Here is a 24,210-nt window from a genome sequence, read left to right on the forward strand (position 1 = left end):
AGTTCCTTCATTGTTAAATGCTTCGGTATAACGGAAAATAACTTTCCGTTAAGTGGGAACGGCTTGCTGCCATTACCACTAACTCCGTGTAAATCTCCGGATTGTAAATATTGGTGCCCAAAAAGTAATCGTAATTATTGTTGTTGGAAAAGGAAGTTTTGTATGTGAACAAACTGTCATTTTCACTGCACCCACCACCCAAATGCAATAAGCTGCAGTTCATTTTTTTAGCCAATACGACCATGGAGTTGAAGAGCAAATTATTGGGCCGCAAGTCTAAAAAATTTTTATCCGAAGCCCCCAAATGGTAATGCGCAAAGTGTTTGGTGGTATAAAGAATAGCTGTAGATATGACTTTTTCTCCTGAGTAGATAAATATGAGATGGGATTTGGAGAGGACCGTATCCATAAGCTGTTTTTGGATGGACGAAAAACAGTAGTAATAACTCTCTGCCGCCCCTTTTCGGTTCATCGTGGCATTATAGAGATTCAAGAAGATGTCAATATTCGCTTCACTCTTATGCACTTTCTTGCATTGAAGATTATTGACTAACGCCTTTTTAATATTCCGCTTGGCCATGTGGCTGTATTGCTGCTGGATTTGCGGCAGGCTTCCCGACAAATCAACAGCAGTGGTTTTCCGGATGTAATGCAAATTGCAATAGCTAGAAAGGTAGCTGGCATTATCTAAAAGAGGATGGAGCCTGATGATTTCCGATACAATATTCGTCTCCAGGCAATATTTTCGGAACAAGGCAGCGAATTCCTCCAGCGCTCCTTCTTCCCCGGAAAGCAACGGTCCTCCATAGCCATAGGGTGTGGTGATGTCGTAGACGGGCTGTGCCGAAATATGGTCTATTTTTCGCAGGATAAACGGGTAAATAACTTTTCCCATGTCATTTTCGAAGTAGACGAGTTTTGCTTGTCCCTGCTCTTTTTGTGCATTCCACTCACAATATTCATAAGTATAGTAAACATCATTCAAAGGGAATTCATTCACCGCCTTGTCCCAATGCTCCTTATTTTCGATGATGGTGATATGTGGAACATGGGTATCAATTGTCATGATAAACGACCCCTTTCTTTAGATGCAGTTATTTGTAAAACACTAACAGTTCCTGTTTTTATTATTGCCGCTCAAAGTTAAAATCAGGTTAAATTCAATCTATTTATTTTTCAGATTTTAAATGTTTTATGCCTGCATGAGCTATGGAGACGAACTGAACATTGAATGATGAATAACACGAAAGCGGGAGACAATCATTAAACATTTAATGAATACTTTACTGATGTTTACGATGTTCTGGAGCAAACAGAGAACACATTGATTTCAAATCTGCAAGAAGCCCCTATAAAACAGCTGTCTTCAGCTGACCATCCCTTCCCGTTTGAAGCATTGGTCAGCGTATATTCATAGCACAGCAAATACCTGGCAGTGTTGCTTGGTAATCACGGAGATCCAGCCTTTCAAGCCCGCATCAAGGGCAACTTGAAGCCTTTGATGAAAGACGCCCTGACCGCTCAAGAAGCGAAAGACGGCTTTGAACTGGATTACCACACTTGAATATGCACTCTCAGCAACGATTGGTGTACTGAGTTATTGGTTCAACCAAGAAAAAGTTCCGCCACTCGAAAAGCTAAGGGAGCTGCTGGCACAACTTTCAAGTTATGAAGTCATGGAGAAGCTAAAGGGACGACAGGACTATGTGGTTTATAGGCGAAAAAAGTTTGAGAATCAGCGTCCACACAAAAAAGCTAGCCGATTAAGGCTAGCTTTTTCAAATGCTGCGATTATTGTTGTTTGCGTGTGCGTAATGCGATCGTAGTTGTCAATCCAGCAAGCATTAATCCTGCAAGGATCCACATGAATGGCAATGTTGATGACTCAGTGCCGCCCATTCCTGTTTTAGGCATTTCAGATGGCATTGCTGCTTCACCGAATTGCTCAGGGAATTGGTCAACGATTGCTGCTGATAGACCAGCTGCAGGCATTGTCATGTGCGCGTATGCTTCACGCATAGAGCTGTATGCTGCGTCATAGTCGCCAGCTACATAAGAATCGAATGATGCTAGCAATTGGCTTACGTGTGCAGTCAAACCTTCTTCAAGTGCTGCAGCAGGTACACGGCCTTCAGTTGCGCCATCAAGAAGTGCTGCTTGTTCAACGATGTACTCGTCAAGTTCAGCTTTTGCTTTTTCTTGCCCTTCAGCATTGTCTTCACCTGTTGCTACTACGTAATCTACAAAGTAACCGATGTGTGATTTCCATGTTTCGTCGAATGCTGCTCCAGCTTCTTCGCCGTAAACGGATGTTACTGCAGCAGTCAAGTCGTCAGCATTTGCCAATAAAGAAGCAGCTGCCGTGTCGAAGCTTTCAGCGCCATCAGCACCGTCTTGCATTGCCATTACCGCTAATCCAGCATGCTCAGTGAACGTTGTGTTCAAAGAAGCGCGTAGATCGATTGCCGGTGTGTCCGGGTTTGTGTTTTCAAATTTATCAGCGAATTGGTCAGTGATTGCGATTGAAAGAGTTTCAGCGAACATGCTCATGTGCTGGATTGATTCGCGTTCAAGAGCATATGAAGTTTCAAAGTCTCCCGCAACGTAAGCGTCAAACGATTTGATCAACTGGTCAATGTGCATATCCAAGCCTTCGCTCACAGCTGCTGCTGGCAAACGTCCTTCAGTTGCTGTATCGAAGAATTCAGATTGTGTTGTTTTGTATTCTTCAAGTTCAGCCAAAGCCTGGTCTTTTCCAGCTTGATCGTCATTTGCTGTTGCTGTTACGTAATCCACGAAATAGCCGATATGCGATTTCCAGATCTCGTCGAATTGAGCTGCGCCTTCTTCACCGTATACAGAAGCGACTGCCGCTTTCAAATCGTCAGCGTTTGCCAACAATGCGCCAGATGCCTGGTCGAAGTCTTCTGCTCCGTCAACGCCTTTTCTCATTGCTTCTACTGCTAAGAATGCATGCTCCGTTAAAACTGTATCAAGTGCGATGCGAAGTTCGCCCGCTGGTGTTGCTGTTCCTGCTCCAACTTCGCTAGACGCTGGAGTTGAATGTGATGATCCGTGGCTGTCAGCCAATGCCGCTGTCGGCACCAATAGGGCTAGTGTAAGTGGAAGAGCTACTAATAATTTGTTGACTTTCATAAATGAACATCTCCTTTTTCTCTGTGTTTTATTTGATTCTGACTACAAAACGCACGTGGTTCATTTTTAGATCACTCTTTTTTAAAAAAACTTAAAATTCTTTTTTCTGCCCTGTGATCCGTCCACCTGCCCAATTTTCTTTATATAGAAGAAAGCCGATTTTTTCTATCTGAACGGCGTTCTAAAAAGTTTTATTCGAATAAATTCTTCAACATCATTGTCATCCCGTGGCCAATTGGATAGAATAAGTCTTATCAGAAAAATTACATAAAACTACGTAACCTTATCAAGAGAGGCAGAGGGACTGGCCCTATGACGCCCGGCAACCGCTAGTTTGACTAGTATGGTGCCAAATCCAACAAAGCAGCGATGCTTTGAGAGATGAGGGAGAGTCTGTTCTTGCTTTTGCGCCTAACTCTTCCTCTCGCGAGGGGGAGTTTTTTTGTGTGGAGGAGTGATTAGATGAAGTTGAACAAAGCAGACCGCATCAAACGGACCCGCGTGCCGGTGGCCGATCCGGCACTCGCTGACCGCTTGCCGCCCGGGCAAGTGCTGACCGAGCGCTTTCCAGTTTTGCACGAAGGCGAAGTGCCCGAATACAATATGGACGACTGGACACTGAAAATCTATGGCCGCGTCGAGCAGGAAGTGACGCTGTCGTATAACGATATTTTGGAGCTCCCGCAAACGACGGTGCAGCGCGACATCCATTGCGTGACGCGCTGGTCGCGCTTTGATAATTCCTTTACTGGCGTGAAGTTTCAGGACTTGATGAAAGCGCTCGGCGTTACGCCAAACAGCCAATATGTCATGCTCCACGGCGATTACGATTACACGACGAATGTCGCGCTCAGCGATTTGGACCGCGAAGATGTGCTGCTCGCCCATTCACTGGACGACGAACCGCTGACGGCCAAGCACGGCTATCCGCTGCGCTTTGTCGTGCCGCATCTGTATTTCTGGAAAAGCGTCAAATGGGTGCGCGGCATCGAGTTTGTCGACGAGAACCATCCTGGATTCTGGGAGCAGAACGGCTTCCACCTGAACGGCGACCCGTTCAAAGAAGAACGGTTTTCAGGAGAAGACCTGGAGATTCCGGATGATGAATGGGAAAAGAAAGAATTCGATTGAACGCGAAAAAACGGCTCATCCCCTGCGGATGAGCCGTTTTTAGGTTTTGTAGTTATTTTATGGCGGTGAATTTTTTCACAGCTGGCAAAATTTCGGTCGCAATCAGCTCGATGTTGCGCTCGATCCGGCCGAACGGTACGCCACCGAAATCCATTTGGGCGATATAACGCTGGTGGCCGAACACTTCGTGCTGGTAGAGAATCTTTTCGATGATCTGCTGCGGGCTGCCGATATTCATCACATGATGGGGATGCGCGCCTTGCATGAAATGAGGCTGTGGAAAACCTCGGCCGTTGGTGCGCATCATGCCTTTATCCACATGTGGGTAACTTTCTTCGAATGCCTGCTGCGTCGTTTCGGCCGCGTTGAAAAAGCCGGCAGTTGCGACCGGGAACTCAGCGGGATCGAAGCCGTTTTCAGCTAATGCTTCGCGGTAAACATCAATCGAATGCCCGAAACTTTCAGCCGGCCCGCCAAGTGTGGCGAGCATCATCGGCACGCCTGCCTGTCCGGCCTTTATGGCGCTCGACGGATGGCCACCGACTGCCCGCCAAATCGGCAATGACCCATTGTGCGGGCGCGGGATGACCTCGGCGTCGCGCAGCGATGCGCGGAATTTTCCGCTCCAATTGACCTTTTCCTGCCGGTTGATCTCCAGCAGAAGATTGAATTTCTCTTCGTACAATTCTTCGTAATCATGGACATTATAGCCGAGCAGTTCAAAAAGCCCGATGCGCGAAGCGCGTCCCGCAATGATTTCCGCACGTCCGTCCGAAATCAAATCGATCGTCGAGAAATCCTCGTATACCCTTACCGGATCGGATGTGCTGATGATCGTCGATGAACTTCCCACCTTGATGTTCTTCGTTGCTTGCGCAATCGCACTCAGCACGACGGTATGCGCTTGTGTGGCGAAAAATTCCTGATGGCTTTCGCCGACGCTGAAGAAATCCAGCCCGGCTTGGTCCGCGAGCTTTGCCATTTCGATGATTTCCTTGATCCGTTGCCCCGCAGTAATGCGGTTGCCCGTGTGCGGATCCGGCAAATGGTCGCCAAGCGTATAAATGCCGAACTCCATCCCTTTGCTTTGGTCAATGCGGTATTTCTCCATCTTCATCCGTCCCTTCCATATGTACTTTAAATGCCCTAGCATCAGTATATCTTCCATCCGGCGTAGATGTTACTAATCCGCTTGCCGCTTTTATCCTTGGCTTTTCAGGCTTAATAAAGGAATAAAAACCCATTCTTTTGTTTTCCAAATGCGAATAAACTTATTCCATTTTAAGGAATAATTAACTATAATAAGGAAAAATATACTTTCAAAACAATTTTTTATTCCTAGCCATTTCATTTCAAAAAAATAAGGAGGTGAAACGCCATTACCAGTTTATCCATCAAAAATGCTTTCATGCTGTACATAGTCCTGCACATCGGCGTTTTCTATTACTTGGTGCTGCACAGTACAGCCAATGACCCGGCCACTTTGCTGGCGATCAATTTGGTTTCCGCTTTCGCGCCCTTAGTTGCAGCTGCCGTCTTGTTCGCTGTTTACCGAAAGATTTCCGGCAAGGAAAAAGTTTTCTGGCTGCTGGTTTCTCTCGGCTGCTTAAGCTACGTGATAGCGGAAGGCCTGTGGATTTACACAGAAAACGTCCTCGGGAAAGAAATACAATACCCGGGATGGACCGACCTGTTCTATTTTCTACAAGTCGCTTTTTATCTGGCCGCGATTTTGTACCATCTTTGGCAGGTACGGAGAAATCTGCAGCCGTTAAAAGTCATCTTTGACATGGGCATCATTATGGCCGTGTTCACTGCGCTCAGCTGGCATTTCATCATTCGTGACCTCATAATCGGACCGGCTTCTGTTTTAGCGCTTATCGTTTCCGCCAGCTATCCCATCGGCAGCCTAATGCTGCTGTTCGGCCTGATCAGCTTTTACACAGGCTCTTTCCCGCTTTTCTCCCGCAATGTTCTGAATTTGATAGCAACCAGCTTGTTAATCCAGATTGCCGCTGACAGCATTTACCTTTACGCAACAGCAACCGGCAGCTACTTTTCCGGGACCATCTATGATCCGCTATGGTCGCTCGCACTGCTGCTGATGGCACTTGCCGGCCTGTTTGCGCTTGAAGAACAAGTAATATCTTCACCGGCTCCGCCGCTCGACAAAATAAGTTCTGGCGTTGAACTGCTGTTGCCCTATTTGAGCATGGCGATTTTATTTGTGGTCATGATCTTCGAACAAAAAAATGGCATGAACGGTTTGATTGCCGGTGCTGCAGTTTTAATCCTGTTGATCATTGCTCGCCAGGTTTTAACGCTCACCGAAAACCGGAGACTGCTCGATCAATACCATGGGCTAAATGAAAAGCTCGAGCAGAAAATCGGCCAGCGCACATCCGAGCTCAGCGTCAAAAACGAACAATTGTACGAAGCGATGCATCAGATGAAGCATATGGCGTACCATGATGTTTTAAGCGGATTGCCGAACCGCCGCCTTTTCCTTGATAAGCTAACAGTTGCCATGGCCGAAGCGCGGCTCCATTCCCACAAGGTAGCCGTCGTTTTCGTCGATTTAGACCGTTTCAAGAACGTTAACGATACGTATGGGCATGAATTCGGCGACATGCTACTGAAAAGCTTTTCCAAAAAAATTACGGAGGTCCTCCGTAAAGAAGATACCGTTTCCCGCCAAGGCGGCGATGAATTCACTCTCATTTTGAACAAGATTTCTGAAGAAGAAAACATCGTTCCGCTCATCAGCCGCATCCAGGCCGTCGTCGAACAGCCCGTCACCGTCAATGGGCAAGACTTGAATATTTCTATGAGCATTGGCGTTGCCGTCTTTCCCGAAGATGGGCGGACGACCGAGGAATTGATGAAAAACGCCGATATTGCCATGTATCACGCAAAAGAACAGGGACGGAACAATTTCCAGTTTTTCTCGGAAGACATGAATGCTACGCTGAGCCGCAAGATCCAACTGGAAAACGGGCTGCGCAGGGCATTGCTCCACGAGGAATTCTTTCTCCATTACCAGCCGCAAGTCAATGCGGCGACCGGTGCGGTGACCGGCATGGAAACACTAATCCGCTGGCAATCCGCTGACGGCGCTATCGTCTCTCCTGGCGAATTCATCCCGCTTGCAGAAGAAACGCGCTTGATTTTGCCGATTGGCGAATGGGTGCTCACTACCGCTTGTCGGCAAGCCAAACTTTGGCATGACAATGGACATCGCCATTTGAAATTAGCCGTAAACTTGTCGCCTCTGCAATTTCTGGATAACAGCCTTTTGGATATCGTCGGGACGGCATTGGAAAAAACCGGTTTTCCCGCTTCTTCTTTAGAACTTGAAATTACAGAAGGGGTCGCAGTCTACGATGCCGAAGCAGCCATTGCTAAAATGGAGGTGCTGCAGAAACTGGGCATTGGCATCGCGATTGATGATTTCGGCACCGGCTATTCTTCTCTGATGTACCTGAAACGTTTTCCTGTCTCAAATTTAAAAATTGCGCAGCCGTTTGTCCAGGACATAGAAAATAGCCACGCTGACAAAGCGCTTGTCGCTACAATAATTTCCATGGCTCACAGCATGGACATGTCTGTGATTGCAGAAGGCGTCGAGACGGCTTCCCAGTTGGCGGCGCTGCAGAAACTCGACTGCGATGAAATTCAAGGCTATTTGTTCAGCCGGCCGCTGTCGGCGGAGCAGTTTACACTTATGCTGAAAACCGGCCTGCCTCAACCCGGATTCGTTTAACTCCAAAAAATCCTCGACAGGCTGGCATTGCCTTCTGGCGGGGATTTTCTTTATTGCCCCGTTTCGCTTTAGGTCCGTACATCAAAACGCTTAGCGCTGTTTTTTATGCATTCTACATTGTCGTTTCAAGGGCATTTGACGTATAATCAACTTTAAATAGGAAGAAATTTTAGTGAATTCACTTTTTTTATTTACATTTATAGTAAATAATTTTCTTCCATCCAAATCCGTCTCAACCCGTTTCCGTGAATCTAATCCCAAAAGCGGCTCACAGAATAGATCCATTCCTATTTACCCGTAAATTTTTACCGCCAGGAGGCAATGCTCATGAAAAAGACGAACAGCAATACAAGGTCTAGCGAAGAATCTTTTGCGTTTGATCCTTATCATAAAGAAATGTTTGATGCGATGATCCAGAACTCACCGGTGGCCATGTATATTTTAGACGGTCCTTCTTTCTCCTATGTAAACCAGCAGCTCTGCGATCTCAACGGCTATACAGAAGAGGAAATGATGGGCGGCGGAGTATCATTATCTGATTTGATTCACCCCGAAGATTTGCACATTGTCAAAGCCAGTGTCAATGAACGGCTCAATGGGAGCGCTAAAGAAGACCGCTACCGTGTGAGGTCGCTTAGAAAAGACGGTACTTTGCAGTATGTAGAAGTGCATGCTTCAAAAATGTTCCAGAACGGCCGGACGCTGACATGCGGCACAATCATTGATGTCACGGAACAGGTGGCCGCTCAAATCCAGCTGCAGGAAAACCAGGAACGCTTCGAGTCGCTTTTCTATAACAATCCCGATGCTATTTTTAAATTTGACCTGGAGGGCAAATTTATCGACGTCAATCCAAGCTGCACCGAATTGGTCGGATACAGCGCAGATGAGTTGCTGGAAATGTCATTTGCACCCATCGTCGTTCCAGAAGACCTGCAAATCGCTTTCAGCCATTTCCAGCTGGCGGCAGAAGGCATTTCGTCCCGTTATGAACTGGCGGTCATGCACTTAGATGGACAGCGGAGAAGTTTGGAAGTCACTGCCTTTCCGATAAAACAACGCGGGGAAATCACCGGGGTGTACGGCATTGCCAAAGACATCACCGAAAAAATCGAGCACCAGAAGCTAATGGAAGACATGGTCTATTTTGATCCGCTGACCAAGCTGCCCAACCGGAAATTATTCGAAGACCGGCTGAACCAAGTGCTGAACCTATCAAAAACCAATGAAAATCTGGTTGCTGTCCTGTTTCTGGATGTCGACCGCTTTAAGTTCATCAATGATTCTTTGGGACATCACGTAGGAGATGAATTCCTGAAAATCGCGGCACAGCGGCTGCAAAACCAAATCCGGTCAACTGATACGGTCGGAAGGTTCGCAGGAGATGAATTCGCCATTCTGATGCCCAATGCCAATGAGGAAGATGCGGTTTCATTAGCCCAGCGTCTCAATGCAGCCTTAGCTGAACCTTTTGATGTCACCGGCCATTCCCTGTCGGTCTCCGCGAGCATCGGAATCGCCTTTAACAGCGCGACAGAGGAAAGCGTCGACAGCTTGCTCAAAAAAGCGGACACAGCGATGTACTACACAAAAAAATGCGGCAAAAACAATTACACCGTCTATGCCGCGGAACTGGATAAAGAAAGCGCCTTTAAACTTGTTGTTGAGAAAGGCTTGAAATCTGCCATCCAGAACGATGAATTTGTTTTGCATTATCAGCCGATCATGGACTTGAAAACCGGCAAAATCAGCTCTATGGAGGCGTTGATCCGCTGGCACCATCCGGAACTGGGGCTGGTGCCGCCAGACCGCTTCATCACGGTTTCTGAAGAAAGCGGGCACATCGTTCCCATCGGCGAATGGGTCCTCCGTACAGCTTGCGTGCAGAACAACGCATGGCAAAAAGCCGGATACGGGCCTTTCAAAATCAGCATCAACGTTTCCACCATCCAATTGCAGCAGCAGAACTTTGTCCAGACAGTCGCCGCTATCTTAGAAGAGACCGGCCTCGATGCAAAATGGGTCGAGCTCGAAGTGACTGAAACCATCTTGATGCAAAACACCCAGATGATCAAAAGCTGCTTGAAGAACTTAAAAGCACTCGGCGTATCTATCGCCATCGATGATTTCGGCACCGGCTATACCTCTCTCAGGTATTTGCGGGAATTCGAGTTCGACCGCGTCAAAATCGACCGCAGCTTTATTGCGGACATCAGCAACGATTTGAACGGCAAGGCGATTACGTCCACCATTATCTCGCTAGCCCATAAACTGAACATGGGTGTCGTCGCTGAAGGCATTGAGGACGCTGCCCAATTGTCCTTCCTGCGGGATGAACTATGCGACGAAGGGCAAGGCTATTACTTCAGCCGCCCGATGCCTGCTGAACTTCATCAGCTCGCGCTTGCGCGGCAAAATTCCGGCGCAGGAGACTGAACTTTTTTCTCTTTTCATCATCCAAACACAAAATAAGCCCGCTTCCTTGTTGAGAGGAAACGGGCTTTTCAGTTTATCGCTATCACATTTCCTTTTAGATATTAAATCATTTTAATTACGGATTCTTTCATATCAGCTTCGCCACGATCGCAAAATAATTGCCAGGTTCGGACGAATACGCGACACGTTCAAATTCTGCCTGAAAACCTGCCTGCTCAAGCAGTGTTTGCCATTCTGGCATGGAAAACAAGCCGGAACGTGCACTGTCATGCTCTCGCGTAATATCTCCGCTGTCTTTCAGGATGTATAGGTATTCCGTTTCAGTCACATGATCGAGTGGATCGCTGTCGAATGTCCATTCCAAATAGCGCATGCTGCGATACCCGTCGTCGGTGCCGCCGTGGTTCGTCGTGGGCTGAAACGTTTCAGTGAACTGGTCAGTCATGATGAACAAAATGCCATCCTCACGCAGATGCCTTCTAGCGTTTTCCATCACCGCAAGCAGATCCGCTGTTTCCGTGAAATACATGATGGCGTCGTGGATGAACACCAGGTCGTAGCCGGTGCCTGCGTCGATAGTGCGCATATCGCCTTGGAGATGCGGCAGCTCTGGGTTCAGTTTCCGGCTTACCGCGAGCATGTCTTGGGACAAATCGCTGAGCGTCATAGCGAAATGCCGCTTCAGGTAAAAAGCATTGCTGCCGCCTCCCGAGCCGAATTCCACTGCTTTTTTCACAGACGGATGATGGCGCCTGATGATTTCCAGGTACAATGACGCCTCTTCCTCGTATTCTGTATGCGGCGACATGAGCGGCCACCAACCAGCCAATTCCTTGTACAGTTTCATGGCGCGTCTCCCCTTTGCCTAGAGTTCTTTGACGAGCGTCCCCGCGTAGCGGTCATGCGGATACACAGCTCCACCATTTGCTTCGAATCCTTTGCGATCTTTCAAATACCTGATGCTGCTGAGCGAATCCCGGTGCATCGCACGTTTCAACAACTGCCCCGTTGTCGGTTTGGCGCCGCCTGTTGTGACAATCTTGATGCCCATCGCTTTCTGGCCGAGCGTCTGCCCAGCAAGGCCGATTTCCGCCGCTTCCAAGCTCCATAACACAACGGATGGCATGATGACGTTAGGGACAAAACCGCTTTTCACTTTCGTTTTCACCAGCGGCTCTAATGCAGCAGACACCGCAGATGATACAGCCATGTCAATCAGCATCGCTTTCAGTCTTTTCTTCGTTAAATGGTTCATTTTTCTTCCTCCTCTGTTTTGCGTTATCCACTAGTTCGACAACGTCCCTTTGAATTCCTAGGTCTTTGCGGTATTTTCTCATTTCCTGCCCCACATAGCGGCTTTTGGCCTGGTCCTGTATGATGAAATTAAAAAGAGGTGATGACCGTGATGTTCTTTGCCATTTGGCTAGCGTTGATCGGCTATGCCGTATTCCTTGCCCCTGGCGGCGACAGCGACCCGGTGCTGTCCCAAATCTTCAGCGGGCAATTGGCGGATATTGATCCGCTCGTCCTCGCGGTGTTCAATTCCCTGGGACTGTTTCCGGCAGTTTTTTTGACGCTGCTCCTGCTCAATGACCGCCAGCGCCGGCCCGCATGGCCGGCAGCGATAGCATCATTCGTTATCGGCGCTTTCGCCTTGCTGCCGTATTTTGCATTCGGCGCAAAGCCACCGCAAAAAAAGCTGCGGACACCTAAATGGCTCGTGCGTTTTTTGTCTTCGCGCATCTGGCTCGGCGCATTGATTTTGCTTTGGGCGGGCAATCTTCTTACGCTGCTTCAGGGCTTCTCACTGGCAGCTTACCGCGAAGCCTTTTTCGCCTCCAGCCTGGTATCCGTCATGAGCGTGGACTGGTTTGTGCTATGGGGGCTGTCGGTCTATACTGTCTACCGTTTTTATCCGGACGCGCATAATAAAGCGTTAGCCTGGATTCCGATCCTTGGCCCGGTATTGGTGCTGTTTGGCAACCGGCAGCTGCTTCATCCGGATGAAAGCCGAGAGAACTTTCAATGAAAAACGCCTTGGGCCGAATTTCCACGGACCAAAGGCGTTTTTCTGTTCTTTCCGAAAACTAGACTTGCGTTCATCCAAAAATCGCTTTGCTGTCTTCTGTGCTGATCGGCAGCGATGAATGTTCGTGGATGATGCGCCAAGAACCATCGACTTTTTCCAGCATGAACGTAAAGCGGTTGACCATCTTCCGCAGTTCCTGGCCTTCCCCGTCCACTGCAGCAAAACTTATGCTGCCCTGCACGTGTGCAAGTTCTGCGTTTTCTTTGCGGGATTCATCAAACAATTCCGTTCGCAGCAATACGCCTTCTTCCAGACCGCTGAACCATTCCGTTACGGCAGCCTTCCATTCTTCAACACCGTTGTATTCCCAGCTGTTCCAGCAATCGTAGAGATGGACATCCGGCGCATAGCCGGCAAGAAATTTCTCGACATCTTTTTCAAACACCGCATCCGCGTAATTTTTGAACACGTCACTAACTTCTGCAAACATGGAATGCCTCCTTTTTTAAATTGCTATTGAGTATTGTTCGCCAAAAGACGCTAAACTTCCTGCATGCTGCCTTTTTGCTCACCAACGCAAAAAACGGACCTTGCCTAAGTGGCAGGATCCGTTCCTATTGACGCTTTTATTTCCGGTAATTGACTTGCTTCGAGACGATGCGCATAAACTCGTCGAACGACGGCGCGATTTTGGTCCACTGGTTGTACCATTTTCGAATCGTATCAAGCAGCCAGAACGGCATCGGGGTTCCGTCGATGAGCCGGTAATACTCGCGGTAGGCCCTGGAAAGATGCTCCCAGCGGAAATCGTTGCCGGGCTTGATGTATTCCGAGACATCGAGCAGCTTGGCGCGGCCGTTCTGCAAAAGGATATTCTTCAAGTGGATGTCCCGCGGGTTCAGCCCTTTTTCCCTTACGTACGCCCTTGCGCTTTCGACATCCTTGATCACCTGTTCCGGGACGCGAACGCCCTGCAGCAGGCAATCGAACAGCGTCAGCCCTTCCTCGAACTTCAGCACCAGCAGGCGATCCGTTGCGCCGTAGCATTCAGAAAAATACGGCGACGAGCCGAGCGTGCTGTAAACTTCCGCTTCCGCTTCGAGCTTGTCTTTCTTGCCTTCTGCGTAGATTTTGAACGCATAGCCCGGAACCGTCAGCGACTGGAACACTGCGGCATCCGTGCCGACGCCGATGCAGCTGAATCCATCCACCGCCCCTTCGATTGTGACCGGCTCGTTATTGGGATTTGTCGTCACCGTGATGCGGTCAAGTGCTTGCGCCGTTCCTAGCCATTTCTGTTCCATGCCGAGTCCCCCTTTCCGCCATTATAAATGAACAACGGATAGAACCGACAGCGTCTTGCACTTGGCAGTTTCTGGCATCACTCAGATCCTATCCGCCGCCATAAAAGCGAAGAGGATTAAAGAAGCCATCACGACTGGCCAAAAGATCAGCGTCATTATGTATTCTTTTGATTCTCTGGCGTATTTCCATTGCAGAAACGCGTCGAACAAACTTAATACGCTATAATAGATGATCCAAAACCACAGCATTTGCTCGAAGCTTGCGCTGATTACGAACGGCAGCATTACAAGCGCCACCACTAAGATGATGCCTCTTCCCCAGCGGTTGATGTTTTTTCCTTCGGTTTCAGATATCTTCACTTTTTCGATCTTCAGCCATTTTTTTAAAACAAATTCAAGTGCGAATATAAAAGCGAGACATACAGCTAAAATAATTAAAAATGATGCAAACTCCATGCCAATTCCCCTCCTTGTCTCTTATGTAGTCACCTCTTAACTAAAACCCATCACGACAAAAAGAAAAACCATCGATAACCCATACGTTACTAGAGTCATTTGGTATTTTTTAGACCCTTTCAAAAGTTTCCATTCAAAATTCACTTTCACACCCATCAGCATTGTGAAGAATGCTGCGAACCAAAAAACGTAGGCTCCTGCGCCCTGCAGCAGCATAATCAGAAGAATGGGCAACAATACGAAAGACAATGCCCTGTTGCTCCAAAGATTGATCTTTTTTGCAGGCGCACTTTCCAACACTCTTTCATCAATCGCAAACCATTTTCGATTCAAGCCTTCTAAAATAAATAGTACAAACATGGCTGCATTGAACCATAAAAAATAACTTAAAAACCCCATTCCACTGCGTCTCCCCCTGATTGTCAATTAGCCATTAAATGTATTATTGTGCCTTCTCTCTTATTACACCGCAACTAAAAATAGATCTATGTCACTGAATTCCTCAAATGAAAACGATTACGGAAAAAATCACAAAATACACAAGCCCCAAAGTCACAAGCGTCATTTGATATTTTTTCGATCCCTTCAATAGCTTCCATTCAAAATAACTTTGTGTAACAAAAATCACCGTTACAACTGCAGCAAGCTCAAGAATATAGTCATATTCGCCTTGCAGCTGTCTCCGGAAAAAAAGGAAAACAAGCAAGGCAATGGCCATAGCAAAGCTGCTCCAGCGGGTTATTTTTTTAGCATCCTCACTTTGAAGCACCTTTTCATCAATCGCAAACCATCTATTGTTCAGTCTGTCCAAAAGCATAAAGACAACCGCAGTTCCGATTATCCATAACAAACCGCTGAAAAGCCCAATTTCCATGCCGCTCCCCCTCCCCCGAATACTCACCAACGATTAAGCCTATTTTTCTATTTTCTTATTCAGCAAACTTTGAAGAAAATCCGATTCTCAGACTGACTTTCACCGTAAACTCAACATGGTGACAATCAGCAGCATCCCAAAAACATAGGAAACAATCGTCATTTGGTATTTTCTAGAACCTTTCAATAGCTTCCATTCAAAAAACACTTCGACTGCTGTAATAGCAGTAAGAACAATTAGAAGCCAAAAAATATAAGCATCGAAGTCTTGATCCACGAGCGGGAAAAGACCGAGAAGGGCGATCACCGTTGTCCATCTTGTCCAGCTTTCTATTTTCTTTGCAGGCGCACTTTCGAGCACTTCTTCATCAACCGCAAACCATTTTTTGATCAATCGATCAAAGATAACAGCCACCCCGATAATCCCTGCTAATATGAACAAAAAACTGAAAATCCCCATTCCGCTCACCCAATTCCTTTTATCACTTCTTCTCTATTATACGGAACACTTGGAGAATAGTTCCATTAATTCCGGAATATTCTGACACATAAACTTTACAAACATTTACGCTCCCTTTACAGCCCCTCAGCAATCACCTGCCATACTGAATACAGAAACTACTGAGAGGGGATGGAGACGAATATGAGGATTGCCGTCATGGGAGATTTGCATTATCCAGCGCTTGAAGAGGGCTCTGCCCACATCGCAGAAGACCGTGATGTGTTTTACGCGCGTTTCCTGGAACAATTCTTTTCGATACCGGCCGATCTGTACGTATCCATTGGTGACTTGACGAATTTCGGCTGGCGCCATGAGTTCGAGGAAGTCTACGCCATCATCAGCGGCCACCAAAAACCGTTCGTCCAGGTCCTTGGCAACCACGACGCCTATGCCATGACACGCCGCGAAGTTTTGGCTGCGACCGGACAGCCGCGCTTCCAGCTCATTGAAACCGACACCGCTGCCTTGGCATTCCTCGACACGGCAAGAGAACAGGATTTCACCGACTGGGGCGGTACACTCGATGCCGAGCAGCTCGAGTGGCTCGAAACCACCGTCGCCAATACAAGCGACAAGCCGCTCATCGTCTTTGGCCACCATCCTGTCCACGGCACCACGGCCAATTCCACGCGCGACAAACGTAGCATCCCACCAAATATCCCCGTCTGGGACATCCTGAGCAAAAAAGCCGGCAGCGGACTCTACGTCAACGGCCATAACCACGTCAACTCCACCGCCGCGCGTGAGCAATGGCATTTCCTGCAGCTCGCCGCCGTGCTCGATGAACAAGCCGTGCGCCTCATCGAAATCTCGGAGGATTCGATGACCATCGACTTTATCGATTTGCACGACCCGGAGCTCAATAAACGCGCCGAAACCATCGGCAACGCGATCAGCCATTTCGAGCTGAAGCGCGAATCGGCCGTGGAAACAGCAGGCACGAATCACGTGATTCCGCTCTTGAAACAGGTATCCACAAGCGGCAAGAACCTATAGAAATAAAATATTTATCCGCTCTTCGAAAAATCGAAGAGCGGATTTTTTATGTGTGCTGCTGAGTATTAATAGGATACGCAATCAATCACTTAAAATAAAATATTTATCCACAAAACATAAACATCCTTTAATTGGATATTTATGTTAAAGTTTAATAAAACTTGTTGAACGATTAAACTCCTACTTAAATTACTGTTCCATTCAACGGAGGTTTTTATGAAAATTTTATGGCTGATCCTGTCTCTGCTGCCTGCAGCTTTCTTCTTTCATTTTTACGAATTTGGGCAACATGTCCAGGGTGAAGATGCTTCTTTTTTATTTATCGGTTCTGTGCTGTTTATTGTGGCAACAGGAATTTTGTCCAGATGCATTAAAATTGCTTACATTATTTTGGTTAACGTTATTGCCGGCTCCTTTTCATTAATTTTGGCTATGTATTTCATCCCTGATGACGGTTGGTTTAAGCCAGTAGGCAGAGATGGCGCAGTCATATTTACAGCAGTTGTTTTCCTTCTAGGACAATTACTGATAAGAAGCTTTTCAAAGCCAATTTTGAGGAAAAAGGAGATACGTTCATGAAAAAATGGGTGTTGGCAATGATCGGCATAGCGGTTTTATTGCTTGGCGGGTATGCCTATCTGTCGAATGGGTTTTCCAATATCGAAAACATCAAAGTGCAGGCCTTTGACAGCAGCACCGATGAATATGGCGAAGCAAAAATCATCACCGACGAGGCCACGGTCAAGAAAGTTACGAAGATGCTTAACCGGGCGAACCGTGAAACCAATGTTCATTACGACATGAGCAGACGCGAGGATTACAAGATTACGGTTTATTATGAGAATGGCATGTCTGACGGTTTTCTTGCTTGGAATCATCCAGGGCTGAACGTTTTTTTAGTTTGGCCGGCTGAAAATTCCGTATTACGAGTCGCTAAGAAGAGCCACCGGACTGAGTTTCTTGAAATACTGGACAACTAAAAATTTCTTTTCAGCCTAATTTCAAATTGTTTATTTCTTCAACTCTTTTCAAGTCCATTCGTCTTTTATGCAAATACCAGAACAACCCCGCCGATCGATTTGATCGGCGGGGTTGTTCTATATAATTCCTATGTCATATTGGTTACTGCGCCGTCATGCCGCCGTCCACCACAAATTCAGAACCGGTCGAGTAGCTGGCTTCGTCCGACGCCAGGAACAACACCATGTTCGACACTTCCTCCGATTGGGCGACGCGTTTCAGCGGGATGTGTTTCGCAAACGCCTCCACTGCCGCTTTCGTGTCTTCCTGTACCACCATTGGAGTCGCAATAACGCCCGGGTGCACGGAATTCACGCGGATGCCGTAGTTTGCGCATTCCATCGCAGCCGCTTTGGTCATGCCCCGCACTGCGAATTTCGTATCGGTATAACCGATTGCGCCAGCCACAAGCCCGTTCATCGACGAGATGTTGACGATCGATCCGCCGCCGGCTTTCTGCATGGAGGGAATGACCGCTTTCATGCCCAAGAATACGGATACCTGATTGATGTCGACAATTCGGCGATACTCTTCTTCCGTCATTTGCAAGATCGATTTGGCCATCGTAATGCCGGCGTTGTTGACAAGCACATCCACCGGGCCGAACGCTCTTTCGGCTTGTGACACGACAGTTTCCCAGTCGGCCGCGCTTGTAACGTTATGCTTGATGAACGAGGCTCTTTCGCCAAGCTCCGCCGCAAACGCCTTGCCTTTTTCTTCATTCAAATCGGTCAAAACGACCTTTGCGCCTTCTTCGATAAACTTTTTCGCATGTGCGGCTCCCATGCCTTGCGCCGCTCCGGTAATGATAGCGATTTTTCCTTCTAAACGTGCCATGGTTAATTCCTCCTCAGATTCTCAAGAACAAATAAACTACATCTGTAAATTTACAGATAAATATCATGCTTGTCTACTTAATTGAAGAGATGTCATAATAAGTTCATAGATCCATTCTTTTTCGGACCCACAGGAGGCTCCCACATGACAACTAGCGAAGACCGCCGTATTATACGCACACAGAAAAAACTGAAGACGGCATTGCTTGCGCTGCTGCAGGAAAAAGAGCTGCACGAACTGTCGATCACCGAAGTCACGCAGCGCGCCGGATGCAACCGCGTGACGTTCTACGCGCATTTCACCGATTTGAACGCCTTGCTCCATGCCATTGCCGGTGATTACCTGCAGGAGCTGCAGGCTTATTTCCGCAAGAGCTTTGAAAACAAGGAGCGCTTCTCCTCCACCGATGTCGAACGCCATCTTCCCATTTTTGAATTCCTTTACGAGAATCAGTTTCTCTCTGCTCTTATCATCCGGGGGGAAACGCTGCCGGGGTCGCAAAACCATTTTTGCGAAAGCCTGGTCGAAATCTCCGCCAACGAATTGCGGCTGGAGGAAGCGAGCACCGTGGCAATCCGGGCCCTCAATTACTTCATGGTTTACGGCAGCCTTGGCTTTTTCATCCACTGGGTCAAAGAGGATTTTAAGGAATCCCCCTACGCCATGGCAGAAAAACTGGCCGAGTTGCATGGCAGGATGTATGCAGGCGCGGTTGTCGTAGAGGACTAAACGCGCCAGCGTATTTACGCATAAAAAAATCCGCAGCCCCATCGTCAGTTGTTCTGACAATGGAGCTGCGGTCTACTTACTAACGGATTCTTGCATATGTGGATAGATCCAGCCAGAACCGGGGATAACTTTCCCGTTACGGGATACTTCGCCCCCTTATCCACAAGTAGATAACTCATGTCCGAAAATAAGTGCAGGCTTTTCCACAGGTTTCGGCTGAAAAACCGATTCTCTCTTCTTGCTCTTCACTTTTTCCTGAGCTTTTTCCAGTCATGAGCGCCTCTTACCCAGCCGCCGATCGCCGCGCCCATCGCCGACATTGGACTGTCGAACTCGATGTCTTCCATCACCAGCAGCCGGCCATGCAGCGGAATGAGCAACTTGCTGAGCAGCAGCTCTTCTCGCAAGCGCACGTATTTCTTCGGGCATTTCGGTGAAGTCGAGGCCGCGAACTTCGACCCCAACTTGACGACAAAATGCTCCCCCTTATAAAAGCCCTCCGCTTCCGTACCGCGTTTTGACGTGATATACAGCAGTTCCGGCGCTGGTTCTAACGGCACCACCCGCTGCAGCAAACCCGATTCATAGGGATCCACCGCCTCCTGCGTCCCGGCCTCCGCATCGACCGCCAAAAACTGATACACCTCCCCATAAATTTCATGCGCCACTTTCCGGATTACGTATTCCTGAGCCATTTTCCCTCCCCCTCCTCTTATCCATGCCGCAGGGTGGAATCGCCCATGCAGTCACTTTCTATATAGAGGAAAACAACGCAAACAGCCCCTTTTCATGCAAATAAAAAACGTCTCTTCCGCAATAAACGGAAGAGACATCCCTTTCAATTCATTCTTCGAGCAGGCTGTTAGTCCATGGCGCCTTCCCAAGAAGACATGCCTTGGGCTGCGTTGACGAACTTAGCGACAGGATGTCACCAGAAAAATTCCGCAGGTAATAGATAGCGCTGGTCGATGGCGGATTTGTAGACATGAAAGTGCAGAAATAACAAATAACCACCCAAGAAAAATGAGCTCACAATCCTGTGGGCTCATTTTCTTTGTTTGTCTGCCTCTTTTCTGATGCATTCTGGTTTTCATTATGATTTTGAGAATGCATTATTTTAAAGACAGCTGCAAAATGATAAAAAAGGAACCTCAAACTGCCTCAGAAGAATTAAGGACCTCAATCTTTTCTTCATTGTTCCGGTGCATCGCCGCTTTGAAGATACGAATCACAGCTATTGGCCATTCTGCTTTCGAATCCGGTCATGAAAGCGGCCGTGCGCTCGGCTGGCATGCCATGATCTTTGTCCTCGGACAAATCATGTTGTATAGCACCGGATAAGGTTTCCATCGCGCTTTCAACAGCACCGGCTTCCAACATGTCACCGGCATACGCAGATTGCGCCCACACTCCTGTCAGGCATTCCGCATTGAGTTCCGTTCTTTCAACGGGTACGAGCCTTTCCTGATCCGCTTGAGCGGGCAGCCACCCCCATTCACCTTGAAGCGAATGCGCGTATATATGGGCCAAGGCAGCCGCTACCGCAAAATTCCCGGCGGCAGCGCCGGCTTCCGGATTCTCGTTCGATGCCACTTCACTTTCCCATATATTCATAGCCCGTTCATTCGCAAAAACAATTAAATCTTCCTCAGCACAATAGAAGGCGTCGTCCGGACCTGTAGAGCCCGTAGAAGTGCAATTGGTTGCCTCCGTATCACCTGCATACGGCAGAATGTAATCGACAAACGGCATATCGTGGCCTCCCTGAACCATCAGCTCCGCCCAAAAGTTATGGACATCATTGAGCGCCAGTTCTAGAAAACTGGTCATTGCCCCACTGCTTTTATCTGCCGTAAAACCGTAGTCCACTGTTTCTCCAGGTTCGGCACTCCGCGCTTTTGGCAGTTCGATCATGTTAAGCTCTCCGCTTTCCTCAACCGCTTGTTTTTCGGCAGGTTCGGCAGTGGAGGTTTTCTGTTCCGGCCCGCATGCCCCCAGCAATAAAACCAACAATACAGCTAAAAGGATGTTGCCATGCAGTTTAGTCACGTTAACTGCTCCTTTCTATAACTGGTCTTACTCCGTTCATCTACAAGTTTTCACCTCCATCGCGTGCCGCCCGGATTTTAATGAAACGCCATGCACTCTTTCTTGTTACCTCAGACATATAGCTTCTATGTAGAGAAAACCCATTTTCTTTCCAGTATATCATATTTATCTGATTTTTCAGATAATATATCATTTTCAACGATACTATTCAGCCCTCTTATATACTTCAGAGAAACTTTGCACTTTCATCTTCGAGTATACCCGGTAAAAGAAATGCGGTTGATGGCCTAGAAAGTGCAACGATGCTAAATAAAAGACAAAGAAAAATGAGCTCACAACTCTGTGAGCTCATTTCCTTTGTCTGCTATATCATTTTTAAAGCGAGTTCTTTTTCTTTGATCATTTTCTATCATACAAACGGCAACTCTCTGGAATTACTCAAATAAAGGAGTTACCGGTTTTTCGTTGTGGACATGCTCAATCGCTTCCGCCAATAAAGGCGCCACGGAAAGAATCGTAAGTTTCGGAATGCGTTTCTCTTCAGGGATGCGGATGGTATTGGTGACAACCAGTTCCGTGATGGCCGACTCTTCGATCCGTTGAACCGCCTGGCCTGAAAGAACGGCATGCGTGCAGCAGGCATAGACGGCTTTCGCGCCTCTTTCAACGAGAACATTGGCAGCCAAAGCGATCGTGGATGCCGTATCGATGATATCGACGATGATGATGACGTTTTTGCCTTGGATGTCCCCGACGATGTTGACCGTTTCGGGCTCGCCCGGATTCATCCGGCGCTTGTCGATAAAACCAATCGGGACGTCCAAATCGCTTGCCAGTTTACGGGCTCTTCCCAATCCACCGTTATCCGGCGCGACAACGATAACATCTTTTAATCCTTTTTCCAGGAAATGCGCCGCTAAAATCGTTTCACCCAATAGCTGGTCCACCGGCATATCGAAAAAGCCCTGGAGCTGCGGAGCATGGAGATCCATCGTAATGATACGGGTCGCTCCAGCAGTTTCCAGCATATTGGCGACCAGTTTTGCCGTGATCGGCTCACGCGAACTCGCTTTCCGGTCCTGGCGTGCATAACCGTAATAAGGGATGACCACATTAATCGTTTCCGCGGATGCCCGCTTTAACGCATCGATCATGATCAACAATTCCATGACATGCTCATTGCTTGGCTGGGATGTCGATTGCACGAGGTAAACTTCCGCTCCTCGTACACTTTCTTCCAAGTGGATCTGGACTTCCCCGTCACTGAAACGTGTGATGGAGCTTTTGCCAAGTTCGCAGCCGAGCAAATCTGCAATTTCCTTGGTTAATTCGGGATTTGAATTCAAAGAGAACAATTTAAAGTTTTTTCTTAATTGGTATGGCACCTTACAGTCCCCTTCCGCAAAGATTTATTTTATAAAACCTGATAGCCGACTCGTTATTATAGAGCTTAGCAACTGGCATGCGACCTGCAGCTGTTAATTTTATAATACCCGTTTGATGGCGCTTTAGCCAACTCCTAAGAGGCCCTTATTTTCCATCATCCTGCGGAGCCTGCCTTCTTCACCACTTTCATCTAGAAAAAGATGAATTTTAGACAAGCACCTATTAATAGTTCTATAGTAATTGGACTAAAGTCATCCACAAGCGTTACAATAAGTATTAATAATCTGAAAAAGGCAAACTTATCCGAAAGGTAAGGACGCAAAGCTATGAGCCTACACACTGATCACACAGTGCACGGCCGTCAAGCTGCCAGGCACCCCTTCTGTGGGCCTTGGCTAACAGAATGGAGGAACCCACAAAATGTTGAAAAAAGCGGTGGTAATTGTCATGGCATTATTTTCATTGGCGGCCTTTAGCAGCCCCGGTCACGTCCAAGCAAGTGAAGCGCCGCAACAAGTTCGTGCTACATGGCTTTGGAATCCTTGGATGTTTGTAGAGGATGAGGCAGGCACATTGGCTTTCCTAGAAAGCAAACAACTGAACAAAGTGTATGTTCAAATCGACCAGGACATTCCAAAAGCCGCCTACGGCAGTTTCATCGGCAAAGCGAAAGCGTTGGGAATCAACGTTTACGCGCTCGACGGAGCCCCTTCATGGGTCGCGCCGAAGGGCTATGTAAACCAAGACCGGCTCATGGCTTGGCTGGCTGATTACCAAAGCCAGGCTACGGCAAATGCTCGCTTTGCCGGTGTCCATTTGGACGTTGAACCTTATTTATACAGCGGCTGGAACACAAACCGGGCAGCAACCGTAAAAGCGTTTCAATCGCTTGTCCAAAGAGCCCACACAAGCACCGCAAAACTGGCCCTTCCCTTAGAAGCCGATATGCCATTTTGGTTTGATGAGATCAAATACAAAAACACGTACGGTACGGGCCTACTCGCTGAATGGGTCATCGCCAATACGGCTGGCGTCACCATCATGGCTTACCGTGATTCAGCACCGATGATTATCGACGTTGTCAAAAACGAAATGGCCATGGCTCAACGCCATGGCAAAAGCATTGTTGTCGGCGTAGAAACCGATGTTACGAATGAAGGCAGCATCATCACCTTTGCAGAAGAAGGCGAAGCCTTTATGGAACAGGAACTTTCCAAAGTCGCTGCCCATTACGCAGGAAATCCGGCGTACAAAGGAAATGCCATACACCACGTCGGCAGCTGGATGACGCTGCAGCCATAAACACGCAAGACCTGTTGATGCATGCCATCAACAGGTCTTTTTTTGTTGGCCATTCGGCAATTTCCGTTCCTTCACCCGGTAAAGAATTACAGCAATAAGCCGAACAAAAGCCAGATTCTCTGAAATTTATGAAATAAAAAATTTTCTTTTTATACAGAACTTTACATATTATGGTTTAGTTTTATTATATTACACGAGCCAATATAGTATAATAGGAGACAGTGAAATCTTTTTTAAGTAG

Annotated in this window: 25 protein-coding genes and 2 riboswitches; of the genes, 10 read left to right on the forward strand and 15 right to left on the reverse strand. The window is 47.6% G+C overall.

What is annotated here, in order from left to right; translation table 11 throughout:
* Positions 1 to 13: 13 nt before the first annotated feature.
* On the reverse strand, positions 14 to 1,066 hold the full coding sequence (locus tag AC4EHB_RS09300) for a GNAT family N-acetyltransferase (RefSeq protein ID WP_490981256.1): 1,053 nt from the start codon (positions 1,064 to 1,066) through the stop codon (positions 14 to 16).
* A 369-nt stretch (positions 1,067 to 1,435) separates the two neighbouring features.
* Between AC4EHB_RS09300 and AC4EHB_RS09305 the strand changes: the two genes are divergently transcribed.
* Entirely contained in the window at positions 1,436 to 1,564 is a 129-nt protein-coding gene (locus AC4EHB_RS09305) for a hypothetical protein (protein WP_490981257.1), read from the forward strand.
* Positions 1,565 to 1,791: 227 nt separating this feature from the next.
* On the opposite strand, the gene AC4EHB_RS09310 is transcribed toward AC4EHB_RS09305, so the two are convergent.
* Positions 1,792 to 3,156 (reverse strand): copper amine oxidase, encoded by a 1,365-nt coding sequence (locus tag AC4EHB_RS09310; protein WP_490975288.1) that lies wholly within the window; start codon positions 3,154 to 3,156, stop codon positions 1,792 to 1,794.
* Between the two features lie 280 nt (positions 3,157 to 3,436).
* Positions 3,437 to 3,544, forward strand: a riboswitch (SAM riboswitch).
* Positions 3,545 to 3,624: 80 nt separating this feature from the next.
* Between AC4EHB_RS09310 and AC4EHB_RS09315 the strand changes: the two genes are divergently transcribed.
* Entirely contained in the window at positions 3,625 to 4,287 is a 663-nt protein-coding gene (locus AC4EHB_RS09315) for a sulfite oxidase-like oxidoreductase (RefSeq protein WP_490981510.1), read from the forward strand.
* Positions 4,288 to 4,339: 52 nt separating this feature from the next.
* On the opposite strand, the gene AC4EHB_RS09320 is transcribed toward AC4EHB_RS09315, so the two are convergent.
* Positions 4,340 to 5,398 carry an LLM class flavin-dependent oxidoreductase gene (locus tag AC4EHB_RS09320; RefSeq protein ID WP_490975647.1) on the reverse strand — a complete coding sequence of 353 codons (1,059 nt, stop codon included), beginning with the start codon at positions 5,396 to 5,398 and terminating at the stop codon, positions 4,340 to 4,342.
* A gap of 297 nt (positions 5,399 to 5,695) precedes the next feature.
* Here AC4EHB_RS09320 and AC4EHB_RS09325 point away from each other — a divergent pair, with 297 nt between their 5' ends.
* Entirely contained in the window at positions 5,696 to 8,050 is a 2,355-nt protein-coding gene (locus AC4EHB_RS09325) for a putative bifunctional diguanylate cyclase/phosphodiesterase (RefSeq protein WP_490981258.1), read from the forward strand.
* Positions 8,051 to 8,377: 327 nt separating this feature from the next.
* Positions 8,378 to 10,486 (forward strand): sensor domain-containing protein, encoded by a 2,109-nt coding sequence (locus tag AC4EHB_RS09330; RefSeq protein ID WP_490981259.1) that lies wholly within the window; start codon positions 8,378 to 8,380, stop codon positions 10,484 to 10,486.
* A gap of 127 nt (positions 10,487 to 10,613) precedes the next feature.
* Here the strand turns inward: AC4EHB_RS09330 and AC4EHB_RS09335 are convergent, their stop codons facing one another.
* The gene (locus AC4EHB_RS09335) at positions 10,614 to 11,333 is read right to left on the reverse strand and encodes a class I SAM-dependent methyltransferase (RefSeq protein WP_490981260.1); all 720 of its coding nucleotides are present in this window, start codon (positions 11,331 to 11,333) and stop codon (positions 10,614 to 10,616) included.
* A gap of 18 nt (positions 11,334 to 11,351) precedes the next feature.
* Positions 11,352 to 11,741, reverse strand: a complete 390-nt coding sequence (locus AC4EHB_RS09340; protein WP_490975292.1) for an RDD family protein — start codon at positions 11,739 to 11,741, stop codon at positions 11,352 to 11,354.
* A 150-nt stretch (positions 11,742 to 11,891) separates the two neighbouring features.
* Here AC4EHB_RS09340 and AC4EHB_RS09345 point away from each other — a divergent pair, with 150 nt between their 5' ends.
* Positions 11,892 to 12,515, forward strand: coding sequence for a hypothetical protein (locus AC4EHB_RS09345; protein WP_490981261.1), 624 nt, complete (start codon positions 11,892 to 11,894; stop codon positions 12,513 to 12,515).
* A 70-nt stretch (positions 12,516 to 12,585) separates the two neighbouring features.
* Here the strand turns inward: AC4EHB_RS09345 and AC4EHB_RS09350 are convergent, their stop codons facing one another.
* The 6 genes from AC4EHB_RS09350 to AC4EHB_RS09375 all read right to left on the reverse strand — a co-directional run bounded on the left by AC4EHB_RS09350 (position 12,586) and on the right by AC4EHB_RS09375 (position 15,608).
* Entirely contained in the window at positions 12,586 to 13,005 is a 420-nt protein-coding gene (locus AC4EHB_RS09350; protein ID WP_490981262.1) for a YybH family protein, read from the reverse strand.
* Between the two features lie 136 nt (positions 13,006 to 13,141).
* Complete coding sequence (locus AC4EHB_RS09355) at positions 13,142 to 13,819, reverse strand: protein kinase family protein (protein WP_490981263.1); 678 nt, start codon at positions 13,817 to 13,819, stop codon at positions 13,142 to 13,144.
* Positions 13,820 to 13,900: 81 nt separating this feature from the next.
* On the reverse strand, positions 13,901 to 14,275 hold the full coding sequence (locus AC4EHB_RS09360) for a DUF4181 domain-containing protein (protein ID WP_490981264.1): 375 nt from the start codon (positions 14,273 to 14,275) through the stop codon (positions 13,901 to 13,903).
* A gap of 36 nt (positions 14,276 to 14,311) precedes the next feature.
* Positions 14,312 to 14,674: a hypothetical protein gene (locus AC4EHB_RS09365; RefSeq protein WP_490981265.1), complete on the reverse strand. Its 363-nt coding sequence runs from the start codon at positions 14,672 to 14,674 to the stop codon at positions 14,312 to 14,314.
* A gap of 103 nt (positions 14,675 to 14,777) precedes the next feature.
* A complete protein-coding gene (locus tag AC4EHB_RS09370; protein WP_490981266.1) occupies positions 14,778 to 15,149 on the reverse strand; it encodes a hypothetical protein in 372 nt (123 codons plus the stop codon).
* Positions 15,150 to 15,248: 99 nt separating this feature from the next.
* Positions 15,249 to 15,608: a DUF4181 domain-containing protein gene (locus tag AC4EHB_RS09375; RefSeq protein ID WP_490981267.1), complete on the reverse strand. Its 360-nt coding sequence runs from the start codon at positions 15,606 to 15,608 to the stop codon at positions 15,249 to 15,251.
* 183 nt (positions 15,609 to 15,791) lie between these two features.
* Here AC4EHB_RS09375 and AC4EHB_RS09380 point away from each other — a divergent pair, with 183 nt between their 5' ends.
* From AC4EHB_RS09380 to AC4EHB_RS09390, 3 genes are all read left to right on the forward strand, one after another.
* Positions 15,792 to 16,646 (forward strand): metallophosphoesterase family protein, encoded by an 855-nt coding sequence (locus AC4EHB_RS09380; RefSeq protein WP_490981268.1) that lies wholly within the window; start codon positions 15,792 to 15,794, stop codon positions 16,644 to 16,646.
* A 216-nt stretch (positions 16,647 to 16,862) separates the two neighbouring features.
* Positions 16,863 to 17,225, forward strand: a complete 363-nt coding sequence (locus tag AC4EHB_RS09385; RefSeq protein WP_490981269.1) for a hypothetical protein — start codon at positions 16,863 to 16,865, stop codon at positions 17,223 to 17,225.
* A complete protein-coding gene (locus AC4EHB_RS09390) occupies positions 17,222 to 17,626 on the forward strand; it encodes a hypothetical protein (RefSeq protein WP_490981270.1) in 405 nt (134 codons plus the stop codon). Before AC4EHB_RS09385 ends, AC4EHB_RS09390 begins: the two co-directional genes overlap by 4 nt.
* 142 nt (positions 17,627 to 17,768) lie before the next feature.
* On the opposite strand, the gene AC4EHB_RS09395 is transcribed toward AC4EHB_RS09390, so the two are convergent.
* Positions 17,769 to 18,503 carry a glucose 1-dehydrogenase gene (locus tag AC4EHB_RS09395; RefSeq protein WP_490975301.1) on the reverse strand — a complete coding sequence of 245 codons (735 nt, stop codon included), beginning with the start codon at positions 18,501 to 18,503 and terminating at the stop codon, positions 17,769 to 17,771.
* A gap of 144 nt (positions 18,504 to 18,647) precedes the next feature.
* Here AC4EHB_RS09395 and AC4EHB_RS09400 point away from each other — a divergent pair, with 144 nt between their 5' ends.
* Positions 18,648 to 19,232, forward strand: coding sequence for a TetR/AcrR family transcriptional regulator (locus AC4EHB_RS09400; RefSeq protein ID WP_490981271.1), 585 nt, complete (start codon positions 18,648 to 18,650; stop codon positions 19,230 to 19,232).
* Between the two features lie 245 nt (positions 19,233 to 19,477).
* Here AC4EHB_RS09400 and AC4EHB_RS09405 read toward each other — a convergent pair whose 3' ends face one another.
* The 3 genes from AC4EHB_RS09405 to AC4EHB_RS09415 all read right to left on the reverse strand — a co-directional run bounded on the left by AC4EHB_RS09405 (position 19,478) and on the right by AC4EHB_RS09415 (position 22,666).
* Entirely contained in the window at positions 19,478 to 19,927 is a 450-nt protein-coding gene (locus tag AC4EHB_RS09405; RefSeq protein WP_490981272.1) for a DUF4357 domain-containing protein, read from the reverse strand.
* Positions 19,928 to 20,423: 496 nt separating this feature from the next.
* Positions 20,424 to 21,281 (reverse strand): neutral zinc metallopeptidase, encoded by an 858-nt coding sequence (locus tag AC4EHB_RS09410; RefSeq protein WP_490981273.1) that lies wholly within the window; start codon positions 21,279 to 21,281, stop codon positions 20,424 to 20,426.
* Between the two features lie 434 nt (positions 21,282 to 21,715).
* On the reverse strand, positions 21,716 to 22,666 hold the full coding sequence (locus tag AC4EHB_RS09415) for a ribose-phosphate diphosphokinase (protein WP_490981274.1): 951 nt from the start codon (positions 22,664 to 22,666) through the stop codon (positions 21,716 to 21,718).
* A gap of 283 nt (positions 22,667 to 22,949) precedes the next feature.
* Positions 22,950 to 23,041, forward strand: a riboswitch (cyclic di-GMP riboswitch).
* A 46-nt stretch (positions 23,042 to 23,087) separates the two neighbouring features.
* Between AC4EHB_RS09415 and AC4EHB_RS09420 the strand changes: the two genes are divergently transcribed.
* Positions 23,088 to 23,969 (forward strand): amidase, encoded by an 882-nt coding sequence (locus AC4EHB_RS09420; RefSeq protein ID WP_490981275.1) that lies wholly within the window; start codon positions 23,088 to 23,090, stop codon positions 23,967 to 23,969.
* Positions 23,970 to 24,210 lie beyond the last annotated feature (241 nt).

Source organism: Planococcus sp. TJ-302 (assembly GCF_058268455.1).